The 14,391-nt window shown below is 40.2% G+C and carries 11 protein-coding genes, 8 tRNA genes and 1 pseudogene; 2 read left to right on the top strand and 18 right to left on the bottom strand.

From position 1 onward, the window contains the following. Positions 1-52: 52 nt before the first annotated feature. From D2908_RS06905 to D2908_RS06865, 10 genes and pseudogenes are all read right to left on the bottom strand, one after another. On the bottom strand, positions 53-1,573 hold the full coding sequence (locus D2908_RS06905; RefSeq protein WP_117305895.1) for an ABC transporter permease/substrate-binding protein: 1,521 nt from the start codon (positions 1,571-1,573) through the stop codon (positions 53-55). Next, on the bottom strand, positions 1,566-2,294 hold the full coding sequence (locus tag D2908_RS06900; RefSeq protein ID WP_117305893.1) for an ABC transporter ATP-binding protein: 729 nt from the start codon (positions 2,292-2,294) through the stop codon (positions 1,566-1,568). Before D2908_RS06900 ends, D2908_RS06905 begins: the two co-directional genes overlap by 8 nt. 71 nt (positions 2,295-2,365) lie before the next feature. After that, positions 2,366-2,485 (bottom strand): annotated as a pseudogene (locus D2908_RS10150) (polyketide cyclase); the annotation flags it as partial. Positions 2,486-2,535: 50 nt separating this feature from the next. Beyond that, positions 2,536-2,979 carry a MarR family transcriptional regulator gene (locus D2908_RS06895; RefSeq protein WP_117305891.1) on the bottom strand — a complete coding sequence of 148 codons (444 nt, stop codon included), beginning with the start codon at positions 2,977-2,979 and terminating at the stop codon, positions 2,536-2,538. A 144-nt stretch (positions 2,980-3,123) separates the two neighbouring features. Continuing rightward, positions 3,124-4,317, bottom strand: a complete 1,194-nt coding sequence (locus D2908_RS06890) for an O-antigen ligase (protein ID WP_117305889.1) — start codon at positions 4,315-4,317, stop codon at positions 3,124-3,126. Between the two features lie 137 nt (positions 4,318-4,454). Then, positions 4,455-5,897 (bottom strand): sucrose phosphorylase, encoded by a 1,443-nt coding sequence (gtfA, locus tag D2908_RS06885; RefSeq protein WP_117305888.1) that lies wholly within the window; start codon positions 5,895-5,897, stop codon positions 4,455-4,457. A gap of 240 nt (positions 5,898-6,137) precedes the next feature. Next, entirely contained in the window at positions 6,138-6,971 is an 834-nt protein-coding gene (locus tag D2908_RS06880; protein WP_117305886.1) for a carbohydrate ABC transporter permease, read from the bottom strand. A gap of 13 nt (positions 6,972-6,984) precedes the next feature. Next, positions 6,985-7,851 (bottom strand): sugar ABC transporter permease, encoded by an 867-nt coding sequence (locus D2908_RS06875; protein ID WP_165847461.1) that lies wholly within the window; start codon positions 7,849-7,851, stop codon positions 6,985-6,987. Between the two features lie 13 nt (positions 7,852-7,864). Next, positions 7,865-9,124, bottom strand: coding sequence for an extracellular solute-binding protein (locus D2908_RS06870; protein ID WP_117305883.1), 1,260 nt, complete (start codon positions 9,122-9,124; stop codon positions 7,865-7,867). Positions 9,125-9,156: 32 nt separating this feature from the next. Then, a complete protein-coding gene (locus D2908_RS06865) occupies positions 9,157-11,319 on the bottom strand; it encodes an alpha-galactosidase (RefSeq protein WP_117305881.1) in 2,163 nt (720 codons plus the stop codon). A gap of 107 nt (positions 11,320-11,426) precedes the next feature. Between D2908_RS06865 and D2908_RS06860 the strand changes: the two genes are divergently transcribed. Together D2908_RS06860 and birA are read left to right on the top strand one after the other, a co-directional pair. After that, positions 11,427-12,287, top strand: a complete 861-nt coding sequence (locus D2908_RS06860) for an AraC family ligand binding domain-containing protein (protein WP_117305879.1) — start codon at positions 11,427-11,429, stop codon at positions 12,285-12,287. Continuing rightward, positions 12,284-13,225 carry a bifunctional biotin--[acetyl-CoA-carboxylase] ligase/biotin operon repressor BirA gene (gene birA, locus D2908_RS06855; protein WP_117305877.1) on the top strand — a complete coding sequence of 314 codons (942 nt, stop codon included), beginning with the start codon at positions 12,284-12,286 and terminating at the stop codon, positions 13,223-13,225. Before D2908_RS06860 ends, birA begins: the two co-directional genes overlap by 4 nt. A 293-nt stretch (positions 13,226-13,518) precedes the next feature. Here birA and D2908_RS06845 read toward each other — a convergent pair. The 8 genes from D2908_RS06845 to D2908_RS06805 form a co-directional block, all read right to left on the bottom strand. Continuing rightward, a tRNA-Ser gene (locus D2908_RS06845) sits at positions 13,519-13,606 on the bottom strand. Between the two features lie 6 nt (positions 13,607-13,612). Further along, positions 13,613-13,686 (bottom strand) — tRNA-Ile (locus tag D2908_RS06840). A 130-nt stretch (positions 13,687-13,816) separates the two neighbouring features. Further along, positions 13,817-13,889: transfer RNA gene (locus D2908_RS06830), tRNA-Phe, on the bottom strand. A 3-nt stretch (positions 13,890-13,892) separates the two neighbouring features. Beyond that, positions 13,893-13,966, bottom strand: a tRNA-Met gene (locus tag D2908_RS06825). A 10-nt stretch (positions 13,967-13,976) separates the two neighbouring features. Beyond that, positions 13,977-14,066 (bottom strand) — tRNA-Ser (locus tag D2908_RS06820). Positions 14,067-14,078: 12 nt separating this feature from the next. After that, positions 14,079-14,152, bottom strand: a tRNA-Ile gene (locus D2908_RS06815). Positions 14,153-14,165: 13 nt separating this feature from the next. Next, a tRNA-Met gene (locus D2908_RS06810) sits at positions 14,166-14,239 on the bottom strand. A gap of 5 nt (positions 14,240-14,244) precedes the next feature. Continuing rightward, positions 14,245-14,318: transfer RNA gene (locus D2908_RS06805), tRNA-Pro, on the bottom strand. Between the last annotated feature and the right edge of the window lie 73 nt (positions 14,319-14,391).

The raw sequence follows: 14,391 nt of genomic DNA, 5'->3' as shown, positions 1-14,391 counted from the left end.
TGGGATTTTGTCTGCTAAAGAAGGGAGCTAGTGACTACCACTGACTTTCCTTTTATTTCTTCAACAAACCTTGTTCTTGTAGAAACTCCTTGGCTACTTGTTCTGCTGACTTGCCTTCAACACCGACTTGGTAGTTGAGCTGGCTCATCTGGCTTTCAGTAATTTTACCAGCCAATTTATTGAGAACTGTCTCCAACTCTGGATGTTTCTTGAGAAGAGCTTCTTTCATCAGTGGAGCCCCTTGATAAGGTGGGAAGAGTTGTTTGTCATCTTCCAAGACCTGTAAATCATAACGCGCCAACTCCGCATCTGTCGAATAGGCATCCGTGATTTGAATGTCACCTGACTGAATCGCCTGATAACGAAGGGCTGGCTCCATGGTCGCTACGTTGAGATTGAGACCGTACATTGATTGCAAGCCCTTATTTCCATCTTCACGGTCATTAAACTCGAGTGTAAAACCTGCCTTTAGCTGCCCTTCCACTTTTTTCAAGTCCGAAATGGTCTTCAAGCCATATTCTTGAGCAATATTTTTCGGAACAGCTACAGCATAAGTATTTTGATAAGACATGGGTTTGAGATAGGCCAGATGATCCTGTTTGGCAATGCCATCACGCGCCACCTGATAAACCTGCTCTGGCTCATGACTCACTTTCGGTGATGGCTGAAGTAAACTTTCAGTCACCGTACCAGTAAATTCAGGATAGATGTCAATATCGCCTTTTTTCAGAGCCTCATAGAGGAAACTTGTTTTCCCAAAATTCGGTTTAACAGTCGCAGTCATGCTGGTATTTTCTTCAATCAGCAACTTATACATATTAGCCAATATTTCTGGTTCCGGTCCCAATTTTCCAGCAATCACCAAGTTTTCTTTCTCTTTTTGAGCGAATAGAGCTGGGCTATAAGACAGACCGAGCAATATGGTCACCAGGGCAAAACCAGAAAAAATCGTCCGCAATTTTGCTTTTTCCATCACTTTTAGTAGGAAGTTAAAGGCAATAGCCAGCACTGCAGAAGAAAGGGCCCCAATCAAAATCAGACTGGCATTATTACGGTCAATTCCCAAAAGGATAAAGGAACCCAGTCCTCCCGCCCCAATCAAGGCCGCCAAGGTTGCCGTACCGATAATCAAGACAGCTGCTGTCCGAATCCCAGACATCATAACAGGCATAGCAAGTGGAATTTCAAACTTCTTGAGCCGCTCCCATCTGGTCATCCCAAAGGCAATCCCAGCTTCTTGTAGACTTGGATCAATTCCCTTGAGCCCAGTGATGGTATTTTGCAAAATCGGAAAGATCGCATAAATCACTAACGCTGTCAAAGCCGGCAAGGTTCCGATTCCCATCAAGGGGATAAAGAGTCCCAACAAGGCCAATGACGGGATGGTCTGGAAAATCCCTGCAATCTGCAAAACCCAATCCGCCAACTTCTCATGATAGCGAAGATAAACAGCCAAGGGAATTGCAAGTAAAATAGCTAGTAACAAGGTCAAGAGGGACAACTGCAAATGTTGAGATAGTGCTGTCATCCAATCACTAAAACGATCCTGAAAAGTTGCAATTAAATTAGTCATGAAGGCTACCTCCAAACAAGTCTGCTACAAAGTCTGTGGCAGGAGCTTTTAAAATTGTCTCGGGATTCGCTACCTGGCGAATTTCTCCATCCTGCAAGACAGCAATACGGTCCGCCAATTTCAAGGCTTCATCCGTATCATGGGTTACAAAAATCGTTGTCATCCCAAATTCTTTATGCAACTCTTTAGTCAGAGCCTGCAACTGTTTTCTCGAAATAGCATCCAAGGCTGAAAAAGGTTCATCCATGAGGAGAATCTTAGGCTGACCAATCATAGCCCGTACAATTCCAACACGCTGTTGCTCCCCACCAGATAATTCATTAGGAAGTCGATGTCCATACTCAGCCACTGGTAAACCGACCTTTGCCAAAAGCTCTTCTGTTTTCTTAGCAATTTCTTCCTTAGTCCAGCTCTTCATTTCTGGAATCAGGGCAATATTTTCCGCGACCGTTAGATTAGGAAATAGAGCAATAGCCTGTAAAACATAACCAGTAGAAAGACGAAGTTCACGCTCATCATAATCTTTGATGCGCTTGCCATCCATATAAATATTTCCATCAGTTGGTTCCAAGAGACGGTTAATCATCTTAAGCATGGTTGTCTTACCTGAGCCAGATGGACCAACTAAAACCATAAATTCCCCATTCTCAATCCGTAAATTGACATCTCTCAAGACATCTTTTTCTGTGTAGCGTAGCGCCACATTTTTGTATTCAATCATTCTGTATCCTCAATTTAAAACTTGCCTCGATTGGTCAAGTCTTCTACCTTAGGCATGACTTTCTTATTGCCTCAATGCTCCACCATTTTCTCGTTTTCTAGACGAAAGATATCATACTGGGCATAGGCAAGGCCATCAATCTGAGTCTGACCATAGCGAACCACATAGTTTCCCTGTCCTAAGAGTTGGAAAAACAAAGTCAAAAGTGGCCTTTACTTATAAACGGCTAGTTTGCTCCATTTTAAAGCTCATTTTCCTTCTCTTTCAGATTAGCCAAAATTCTTTCTTGAAAACTTTCAAACTGACGAATTTCTTCCTCTGAAAATCCTTTATAAAAGATCGTATCCAACTTCTGACTGACACGATGTCCCACTTCTTTTTGGGACTTGCCTAACTCTGTTAAAACCAAATACTTCTTACGTTTATCTTCTCCACATGGACTAATAGTTACAAGATTTTGTTTCTCTAGCTTTTTAAGCATAGTCGTCAGCGTATTATTCGCAAGCCCAGTCGCAAGTGCAATGTCTGTCGCAGTTGCACAACCTGTCTCACTATTCCATAAAACCGCTAAAATCTTGCCCTGTTCACCCCTATAAAGAGACTCAGGATCTTGGCTCAGTAACTTTTGAAAAATCCGCCCATTCAACAAACGAATATGATGGGCTAGCAAATGACTATCTTTCATGATACCTCCAATTTATTTCGATATCGAAATGAATAAACCCATTCTAACACTCAACATTTCATCTGTCAACTATTTCGATTTAGAAATAATTTTCCCAAGTAAAAAAATCTCCCACCCAAGGTAGAAGATTTCAATCTTATCAACTTAATCCGTCATGTCCGATACCAACGTTCGATGCTCCAATGGAATACTGCACATAACTAACAAGAAAATAAAACCTGACTGAATCCAGAAGAGGGCCAAATCAAAGATTCCGTGCACAGCAACCACTGTAAGGAAAGATAGATAAAGACCGATAATCGGACGTTTCCCCGACTCCTGACTCATATCCATCATCATGCGAACAGGAGCAACCGAAGACAAAACTAATAAAATGGTCCCCACAATTCCGTAACTCAGAATCGTGTCAATATAAAGACTATGAGCATGTTCATGATAAGGAGCATGGATACGAGGGTAAGAGTGCATATAGGTCAATGGCCCCTCACCCCAAAAAGGATTTTGCTTAAACAAGGCCATCCCAGCATCCCAGATAGAAATGCGTTCTTCCATAGAAGAGTCTAAAGTCCCCATCCGAACTCCCAAATCACTAGAAAAGAGGAAACTCAAGCCAATTGCAAAGACCCCAATACTGAGCCAAAAGGCCTTCCAGTTTTTAATGGTCGTAAAGAGATAAATAATGGCTCCAGCGATAATAGCAGGAAAGGCAGTTCGATTTTGCGTAAAATTCAAACCAAAGAGATTCACAAAGCCTGCGATCACACAGAATACTTTCAACCAATTCAGTTTGGTCGTTGTAAACAGATAGAAAGCAATCATGATACAGAAACAACAAATAATTCCATAATAATTAGGATTAAAGAAGGTCACTTCTGCCCGATTCTGATGCCAGACCTGCATATTGGGTGAAAGAAAAGCATAGTTGAATTTCTTCACAATTTGGAAATGTTCTAAACTCGCAAAAGCAGCTGACAAGACACTACCAAACAAGATGAGCTGCAAAATCAATCGAAAGAATTTATGTGATAAAATCGACTGATAGTGCAAAAAGAAAACAGTAAATAGAAAAATTCCTACTGAAGCCACAAGACCCATCCAATTTTGTGCAAAAATGGATATAACAGTACTATAGCCAAGAAAAAGAAGTAGCATCGGATGCTCCCCCATTTTCTGAAGAATACTTTTCATGTCTCCTGTAAAAATCAAACTAATAATATATAAACAGAATACAACTACAAAAAGATAAAAGGGTAAAAAGATACTCAGGATAATTCCCAATAAAATCAGCTCTTTACTAGACAACCCTTTCAGCTTTTCAATAAAGCCTATTGATTTCAAAATGAATCCTTTCTCTCCAAATCAGCTGATTCAGATAATAGTAAGCTACCCTTTATTTTACCACTTTTTTAGCAATTTGAAAACAAAGGAAACGTTTCCTAAAATAAAAACCCTAGCGTATTAACCATATGAAGTTTTCAAAATGTTACCTCAACTCCATTCTCAATTACTCGATAGGTCTGACTTTGCAGATCAATTTCTGCTACTGCTGTTACGGACTTATCTTTATTTTGACGTTTGATGACAATGCTGTGAGCTGTTGGTGTCTCTATCTCAATAGTCCCTTCTAGATCAAAGGCTTCTGAACGATTACGGAAAGAAAATAGGTTGAGAAGTGCCTTTACCACAGGACGTCGGACTTCTTCTGCTATTTCCTCATTGCTATAGTAATGACGATTAATATTGCGACCTTCCTTGGTTTCTTCTAATAATTTCAAGTCATTCTTGCCTGCTAATAGCCCCACATAGTAAACCTGAGGAATACCTGGAGCAAAAGCTTGAATTAAACGTGCAAGGAAATACTTGATATCATTATCTCCAAGAGCAGAATAGTAAGTTGAATTGATTTGGTAGATGTCTAAATTGTTATACTCGGCACTCGAGTACTTACGTTTGACATTCGCTCCAACCTTATAGAGTTCATTTGAAGTATAGTCAATCTCCTCATCGGTCAGGATATCCTTGACATCTACTACTCCAATCCCATCATGGGTATCTAGCGTCGTAAATTGCTTCATCGGGCTCATCTTTAACCACTTAGCCAAACGCTCTGTTCTGGAACTGTAAAGAGTATAAAGAGTCACCATTGGAAGGGCAAAATCATAAACATAGTAATCGTGATCCGCTATTTTAAACTGAATCGAGTAGTGTTCATGAATCTCAGGTAAGAGCTCTGCACCGTACTCGGCTGCTATATCTCGGACTTTGTCCAATAAATCCCAAATATCTGGTTCCACAAAGAAATCATTAGTATCCAATTTCTTCACTGCATATGCAAAGGCATCTAGACGAATCAAATCACACCCATTACTTGCCAAGTGCTGAATGGTCTTACGGATAAATTCCATCGTTACTTCTTTGGTCACATCAAGATCAATCTGCTCCTCACCAAAGGTATTCCACAAATGTTCCACTGACCCATCTGCAAACACAATCTCTTGCTTTGGTGCACGATCCTTACGCTTGTAAATTAAATCAACATCAGCCTGTGTCGGACGATTTTCTGGCCAAAACTTATCCCAGTTTAAAAAGAGATCTTTAAATTCACTAGCTTCATGTTTTTCTTGATAGTCCTTATAGTACTTGGATTGACGAGAAATATGATTAATCATAAAGTCAAACATAAGATAGTATTTCTCACCTAAACGCTGAACATCTTCCCAATCACCAAAAGCTGAATCCACTTCGTCATAGTCAACTGGCGCAAATCCACGATCAACTGTTGATGGGAAAAACGGTAAAAGGTGAACTCCTCCAATAGCATCTCCAAAATGCTTTTCCAAATTCTCATATAAGTCTTTAAGATTAGTTCCAAGACTATCCGAATAGGTAATCAACATGGTTTTATTCTGAATTGGCATTATTACTCTCCTTTTTCTAATTAAAGACAAGTCTCATATGACTTGGCTTTTTTGAGTTTATGTATTTTAAGAATTGCTTCATAAGGTACGATTGAAATCAGTAAGCTGAATCGTCCCTTTGTATCTAGAATTGAACACACCCTAAGCTCTGTGTGAAAAATATGAATCCTCCAAGAAGCCAAGGCTTCTTATTCAGATTCCCTATTTTCACTGTGAGCTTTTAACGGGCTTTGTATCTTATTATTTCACTGCTCCGTTGCTCATTCCTGCGATGATATGGCGTTGGAAGAAGAGATAGACAATGGTGATACTGATAATGCCGACCACGTAAGAGGCAAAGCTTGGTCCGTAGTCGTTGAAATATTGGCCTGCGTAGTTGTATTGGAAGAGAGGCAAAGTCCACATTTTGGAATCCCGGTTCAAGATAAGGAGTGGCAACATGAAGTCATTCCAGAACCATAGGGCATTGATGATCATGGTTGTCGCATGCATCGGTTTCATCATTGGGAAGATGATGCGGAAATAGGTTGTAAATTTATTAGCCCCATCGATCTCCGCAGCTTCATCCAAACTTTCTGGGATCGAGATCTTGATATAGCCAACATAGAGAAAGAGGGTCTGTGGAATCGCATAGGTCAAGTAGAGCAAGATCAAACCAAAGGTATTAGCCAAACCGAGTTTACTCATCATAACCGTAATCGGAATCATGATGACTTGGAAAGGTACGAAGATTCCGAGGATTAAGAGGGTATACATGATGGTAAAGGCTTTCCTTTTACTCATATTGCGAGCGATGGAGTAGGCTGCCATAGGGACAAAGATCATTACTGCAAGTAAAGACAAGACAGTGATGACGACAGAGTTCCAATAATAGCTTCCGATCCCATCAGCTAAGAGACGGCTAAAGTTGTCCCATGTGAAGTTGGTTGGAAAGCCAAAGAAATTATCTACAATATCCTTAGTGGGTTTGAAGGAACTAAAGAGGGTAGCAAGGAGCGGCACTAAAATCAGAACCGATCCTAGAATCAATAGAATGTGTTTGCCAATCAGGGCTTTTCTTTCATCTTGTTTCATCATACTTCTCCTCTTAAATTTCAAATTTCTTAGATACTCTCAATTGGATGATTGAAATCACTACAATTAAGAAGAACAAGATTACGGCAATGGCATTGGCATAACCGAATTGGTTGTTTTTAAAGGCATAGTTATAAACCAAGAGCCCAAGTGAGGTTGTGGCATTGTTTGGACCACCACCGGTCATGGCAAAGACTTGGTCAAAGGCAGTCAGCCCACCTTTTAGAGCTAGGATAAAGACCATAGAGACACTTGGTAGCAAGTAAGGCAATTCAATGTTCCAGAAAACTTGCTTGCTAGTCGCACCATCAATCCTTGCTGCCTCTGTAATCTCAGTTGGAATAGATTGCAAACCAGCTAGGAAGATAATGATGGGCATAGCCACCCCTTGCCAAAGAAGGACAAAGACAGCCGCAAAGATTGCTCCCCACTTAGTTCCTAAAAGACTGGTTTGGAGAAATTCAATATGAAGGGCATTCCCAATCGCTGGAAGACCGTAGTTGAAGACTTGCTTGAAGATCAAAGCCACTGTCAAACCAGACAAAACAGCTGGGAAGAAGAACCAAGCACGGAAGAAGGTTTTACCTTTGATTTTAGAGTTCAAGACACGCGCAATGAAGATCCCAAGTGCAATCTCACCAACCACCATGGCAATCGTAATGATTACGGTAAAGCCAATCGCATTCATGAATTTTGGATCCATGAAGAGGAGCTTAAAGTTGTTTAAACCGACAAATTTGTAGTTATAAGTCAATCCTGTCCAGTTGGTAAAACTGTAAAAGGCTCCTTGAAACATCGGCACATAGAAGAAAATTGCTTGTAAGAAGAGGGGGATGACCACAAAAGCCCATGCCCAATATTTTTGTAATACTTTTTTCATAGTCTCTCTACTCCTAATCCACATCCGCTTTCATCGGGTTAAAAAAGGCATTCAAATCATTGACCATACCTTGTTTATCACCAGTCAAGACATAGTTCATGGTCAAGGTATGGAAGTCTGCTTCACTGGTCCAGTATTGTTGCAACCAGACCAAGTGACGATCCGTAAAGGCATATTCGGTCATACCAGCAAGCGGTGAATCTTCTCCTGCTTGTTTGACCCCTTCGATCGCTGTTGGAGATCCGTCCACATCGTAGTATTTTTGCATGACTTCTGGACGGGTCATATATTCCACAAAGGCATTGGCTTCTTTTGAATGTTTGGTGGTGGCTGAGATAGACCATGCCAAGTCTCCCGCACCAACGGTTAAGCTTTGTCCTTTTTCTTTTCCTGGAATCATGAAGGTCCCAATCTTAAAGTTCGGTTTTTGTTCATTAATCGCTGTGATCGCCCAAGACCCATTTGGTGTCATGAGGACATCCCCACGTGCGAAGGCTCCGATAACATCGGTATAGCCAGCACCTTCCCAGTTCTTTTGCTTAGAGCCATTGATGCGAAGGATGTCCATGACCTTGACGTCATCTTTCATAATCGGATCCGACAATTTAATGGCATTTGGTTTTGAATAACGAAGGTATTGATTAGCTTCTTTTCCTCCACCTGTTGCTGTCGCAAAGGCTAATTGATTGTAACCATTGAGTGTCCAAGCATCTGCACCTGCAATCCCAAATGGTGTTTGTCCTTTAGCAACGATATCTTTGACTAACAGTTCAAATTCATCCCAGGTTTCAGGAACCTTCAAGCCCAGTTCTTCGAATTTATCTTTGTTGTAGTAAATTCCATAAGCATTAGCTGTAAAAGGAACGTTGTAAACTTTTTCGTTTACAGCATATTTTTCAGCGTAGCCATTTTTCACGCGTTTCAGGTAGTCTTTGTTGCTCAAATCTTCAAAGACACCTGCTTTTGCCCATTCTTGCAGTTCGATGGACTGTGGGTAAATATTGACTACATCAGGCACATCTCCTGCGAGAACGCGTGTCTTCAATACTTCACCAGCATTTGGTACACTGACGACTTTGACCTTGATTTTAGGGTTTTCCTTCTCAAAATCACTAGCGATTTCTTCCAAGGTTTTGGTCATTTCTTTTTTCTGGTTGAAATACTCGATGGTCACTGTGCCATCCGCAGATTTACCATAGTTGGAGCAAGCGCCGAGCCCAAACAAAGCTAAACCTGTAGTTGCAAGAAGTCCGATTTTCTTATACCATTTCATTGGAAAGCCTCCTTTATAAATTCACACCTTTATTATAGTCTTCTAAAAATATACTGTCTACTCAAAAAATCTCCTTGGGATAAGATAACAGTTAGGCCCGCATACATTAGTTCTGCACCTGAGTAAACTTCACCATTTTCCTGTAATTCATATAGTCCCTCTTCAGCCAAATCTTTTAACTTTAACGTTGTTTCCATGGTCTCTACAACTGATAACATACGCACATAGGTTACAATCGTTTGATTTCCGTAGTTAAATTGTACAGCTGCTTCATTGTATCCAGTATCAGGATTAATTAGTCTATACTGTTGTCCTAACTGAACTACTGGTCGTAATTCTTTATACAAGTTCACCTGATTAGCAATCTCAGCTTTCTCTTCATCTGATAAACTTGTCAAATCAAGCTCATAGCCCAAATTTCCCATCATTGCCACATGACCACGTGTTTCTAACGGTGTCTTTCGTCCCATCTGATGATTCGGTACTGCTGACACATGAGCCCCCATGGAAATGGTTGGATAGAGATAAGATGACCCGTATTGAATTGGTAAACGTGCAATGGCATCTGTATTATCACTAGCCCAGACTTGTGGGAAAAAGCGCATCATACCAAGATCATTTCGTCCACCACCACCAGAGCAGGACTCAAAGAGAATATGGCTGTGCTTCTCTGTCAGATAAGAAACGAGTTCATAAAGCCCCAGCATGTACTGGTGAGATTGCATTTTTGTCTCTAGATCGTTTGATCCATTTCCTAGGTTAGTCATATTACGATTCATATCCCATTTAATGTAATCAATTTCATGGTAAGATAGGAGTTCATCTAAAACATTTTTCAAGTATTCTACTACCTGAGGATTGGCAAGATTAAGGACTAATTGATTCCGAGAATAAGTATGCTCATAACCAGGAACCTGAATAGCCCAGTCAGGATGTTTGCGATACAAATCACTATCAACAGAAATCATCTCAGGTTCTAACCAAAGCCCAAACTGCAAACCTCTTTCGTGGATAGCTGAAATCAGACTTTCTAGACTCCCACCCAGTTTTTCCTCATTAACAACCCAGTCCCCTAAAGCACGATTATCATCAAAGCGATTGCCAAACCACCCATCATCTAATACAAAAAGTTCAATGCCAACTTTCTTCGCTTCATCTGCTAACTCTAACAGTTTTTCTCTCTGAAAATCAAAGTAAGTAGCTTCCCAGTTATTGATTAGAATTGGACGTTCTTTTTTGGAAAATTTACTTGGCATAATGTGCTTCCGTACAAAATTCTGACTTTCATGGCTAATACCAGTTAATCCCTTATCTGAAAAGGTCATTAAAGCTACCGGTGTTTCAAAGTATTCCTCAGGGTCTAACTTCCAAGAAAAGTTTTCCGGATTAATCCCTATAGCCAGCCGAACTTCATTCAATTGATTCTTTTGAACAAAAGCTTCAAAGTTTCCACTATACATTAGTTGAATAGCAAACACATTTCCAGCATCCTCTGTAACTCCTTGATCAAATAATAAAAGAGCTGGTGTTTGAGCATGACCAGAAGCACCACGGTTCGAACTAACTGAAAAGATTCCTTGTTCTACCTGTTGACGTCTGACAGTCTTTTCACGAGCATAAGCTCCCTGCAAAGTTACGATTTCGTAATCTGCAGCTGGAACATCAGCCATAAAAGAAAAATCTTTATGGATGACAACTTCCTGATTGCTATTATTTTCCAATTTGCTGTAACTAGCAATTGTCGCATCATTATCAAAAGCTGTATAATACAAAGTCAGACTAAGTTGAGCCTTAGGATCCTCTAAAATCAAGGCAAGCGTCTCTGTATCGTCCATGCTATGTGGAGAAGGTAAGCCCTGTGGACCATCCTGACCTTTTAAAATCTTTGCTTCTACAAATCGAAAGTCTGTTACTTCAGTTGCATCATGCTGAACCTGTATAGTTGGTTTCCTAAAATCTCCTAAGCCATGTTGTCCAAAAATTTGACGTTGCGTATCCAAACTAAAGGTTCGATTCGTAGCTATTGGATTACCAGAAAAAGCATGATCCCGTTCATAAACACTATTAGAACCTCTATAGTTCTTAATAGCCTTTCCTATATGTCTCAATAGTAAGTACCCATCACGATTTTCAATAATCAAACTTAGATTTTTACTCTCAACATAAAATAGATTATTCTCTATCCTGACTCCCATTTACTTCACCTCATCATTTTCTTGATTTTATTTTATCAACTGAAACCGTTTTCTAAAATAGAAAAATGTCTCAAGAATATGGTAAAATGTTAGGTAGGAGGTAACACATGCTAGTTTTTTCAGAATACCAGACTGGAACAATTGACCTTTCTCTAAGATTTTATGGATATGAGGAATGCACATCTAATTACTCTTTTGGTCCAGCCATTCGAGATACATACGTCCTACATTACATTACTAAAGGACGAGGAAAATTTCAGTACAAGGGCAAAATTGTTGATTTAAAAGAAGGAGATTTCTTTCTTTTAAAACCAGATGAATTAACCTTTTATCAAGCAGATAGTGAAGAACCTTGGGCCTACTACTGGTTAGGAATCACTGGAGGGAAAGCTCCTGACTATTTTGCTCTTTCTCAAATTTCTGACCATTGCTATCTCATCCAATCTGAAACTTGTCATACCCAGACGACCGCAAAACTCATCTCAGACATTGTCCGCTTCGCTCAGATTACAAAATCAAATGAATTAGCTCAACTTCATATCATGGGACAACTCCATGAACTGATGTTCCATCTGGGAACTATTGCTCCCAATCAGAAAAAAAAGAATATTTCATCAACCCACCAACTCTATCTTGAATGCAAACGTTTAATTGATAGCCACTATCCTCAATCACTTACAATTCAAGATTTAGCAAAAGAACTATCCGTTCACAGAAGTTACTTATCAAGCGTATTCAAAGAATTTAATACCTTATCCCCCAAAGAATACCTACTCTATGTTCGAATGCACCGAGCTAAACAACTTCTCGAAAATACTCAAGAGTCTATCAAGGTAATTGCATACTCGGTAGGTTTTTCAGATCCACTCCATTTTTCGAAAGCTTATAAACAATACTTTAATCAGACTCCAAGTCATACAAGAAAAGAATATTCTCAACACCAACTAGTGAGAAAGGAAACACTATGAAATCCTACCAAACCGTCTATCAGATTCTAGCTAAAGAAACCGACTATATCAGCGGAGAAAAAATCGCAGAAGAACTATCCCTGAGCAGAACATCAATTTGGAAAGCCATCAAGCGACTAGAGCAAGAAGGCATTGAAATTGATAGTATCAAAAACAAAGGCTATAAACTGGTGAGTGGAGACCTTATTCTTCCAGAACTTCTAGAACAAAATCTTCCAATTAAAATCAGTTTTAAACCCGAAACAAGATCAACACAACTCGATGCAAAAGAAGCAATTGATTTAGGGAATGAAGCAAACACCCTCTACCTTGCTTCCTATCAAACAGCAGGGCGAGGTCGTTTTCAGCGTTCCTTCTACTCCCCACAAGGTGGCATTTATATGACACTCCATCTTAAACCCAATTTGTCCTATGACCAATTACCATCCTACACACTACTTGTTGCAGGAGCTATCTACAAGGCTATTAAAAACCTAACTTTAATTGATGTCGACATCAAATGGGTCAATGATATCTACCTAAACAATCATAAAATTGGGGGAATCCTTACTGAGGCAATAACCTCTGTAGAAAGTGGCTTAGTCACAGATATCATTATTGGAGTAGGAATCAACTTCACTATTAAAAACTTTCCTCAAGAATTAAAAGAAAAAGCTGCTAGTTTATTTAAAGCACCAGCACCTATTACCAGAAATGAATTAATTATCGAAATATGGCGTTCTTTCTTCGAAACACCCACAGAAGAGCTATTATACCTATACAAAAAACAGTCCTTCGTTCTAGGAAAGGAGGTTACTTTCACACTAGATCAAAAAGATTACAAGGGACTTGCTAAAGACATCTCTGAAAGTGGAAAACTTTTAGTTGAATGTGATAACGGAAAAGAAATCTGGCTCAATAGCGGAGAAATTTCATTAAAAACTTGGAAGAAATGGTAAACTAGTATAGTGAATTGAATCTAGAATAGTATGCTATGGCCGCTGAAATATTTTTAGAAATTAATTTGACTTTCCTAATTGATTAGTACATATGTTATTTCAATCCACTATACAACCTTAAAATGAACAATAGATAAAAATTTTGATTTTTCTTCAACCCACTACAGTTGACAAAAAACCGATTTTTATCGCTCTGAACATCAAAAAAGAAAGGACAAATTTGTCCTTTCTCGATCTTAGCTGACTTCAACCCACTACAGTTGACAAAGAGTCCTTTATAAACTCTCATTAAACGGAGAATAAGGGATTCGAACCCTTGCGCCAGTTACCCGACCTAACGATTTAGCAAACCGTCCTCTTCAGCCTCTTGAGTAATTCTCCAATTAATGGGCACGAGTGGACTCGAACCACCGACCTCACGCTTATCAGGCGTGCGCTCTAACCACCTGAGCTACGCGCCCAAGTTAAAAACTTGGTAATGTAATTTGAACAAAGTTCAAAGCGGGTGACGAGAATCGAACTCGCGACAACAGCTTTGAAGGCTGTAGTTTTACCACTAAACTACACCCGCATACATACTAATAACAAAAATGGCGCGAGACGGAATCGAACCGCCGACACATGGAGCTTCAATCCATTGCTCTACCAACTGAGCTACCGAGCCTTATTGCGGGAGCAGGATTTGAACCTACGACCTTCGGGTTATGAGCCCGACGAGCTACCGAGCTGCTCCATCCCGCGTTGATATAAAAGGAGGATGTGGGATTCGAACCCACGCACGCTTTTACACGCCTGACGGTTTTCAAGACCGTTCCCTTCAGCCGGACTTGGGTAATCCTCCATACTATTCAAATGGACCTTGTAGGACTTGAACCTACGACCACTCGGTTATGAGCCGAGAGCTCTAACCAGCTGAGCTAAAGGTCCAACAAGATCATTATAGCGGCGAAGGGGATCGAACCCCCGACCTCCCGGGTATGAACCGGACGCTCTAGCCAGCTGAGCTACACCGCCATATATCGGGAAGACAGGATTCGAACCTGCGACACCTTGGTCCCAAACCAAGTACTCTACCAAGCTGAGCTACTTCCCGAGTTAAAAAGAAAAATGCACCCTAGAGGAGTCGAACCTCTAACCGCCTGATTCGTAGTCAGGTACTCTATCCA

It is taken from the genome of Streptococcus sp. LQJ-218 (assembly GCF_003428885.1).
Classification (GTDB): domain Bacteria; phylum Bacillota; class Bacilli; order Lactobacillales; family Streptococcaceae; genus Streptococcus.
This window is presented reverse-complemented; position numbering and strand designations above follow the sequence as displayed.

Bases quoted from the DNA above. Each gene is read 5' to 3' on its own strand.
- D2908_RS06905 (WP_117305895.1), bottom strand. From the start codon at position 1,573: ATGACTAATTTAATTGCAACTTTTCAGGATCGTTTTAGTGATTGGATG.
- D2908_RS06900 (WP_117305893.1), bottom strand. From the start codon at position 2,294: ATGATTGAATACAAAAATGTGGCGCTACGCTACACAGAAAAAGATGTC.
- D2908_RS06895 (WP_117305891.1), bottom strand. From the start codon at position 2,979: ATGAAAGATAGTCATTTGCTAGCCCATCATATTCGTTTGTTGAATGGG.
- gtfA (WP_117305888.1), bottom strand. From the start codon at position 5,897: ATGCCAATTCAGAATAAAACCATGTTGATTACCTATTCGGATAGTCTT.
- D2908_RS06880 (WP_117305886.1), bottom strand. From the start codon at position 6,971: ATGAAACAAGATGAAAGAAAAGCCCTGATTGGCAAACACATTCTATTG.
- D2908_RS06875 (WP_165847461.1), bottom strand. From the start codon at position 7,851: ATGAAAAAAGTATTACAAAAATATTGGGCATGGGCTTTTGTGGTCATC.
- D2908_RS06870 (WP_117305883.1), bottom strand. From the start codon at position 9,124: ATGAAATGGTATAAGAAAATCGGACTTCTTGCAACTACAGGTTTAGCT.
- D2908_RS06865 (WP_117305881.1), bottom strand. From the start codon at position 11,319: ATGGGAGTCAGGATAGAGAATAATCTATTTTATGTTGAGAGTAAAAAT.
- D2908_RS06860 (WP_117305879.1), top strand. From the start codon at position 11,427: ATGCTAGTTTTTTCAGAATACCAGACTGGAACAATTGACCTTTCTCTA.
- birA (WP_117305877.1), top strand. From the start codon at position 12,284: ATGAAATCCTACCAAACCGTCTATCAGATTCTAGCTAAAGAAACCGAC.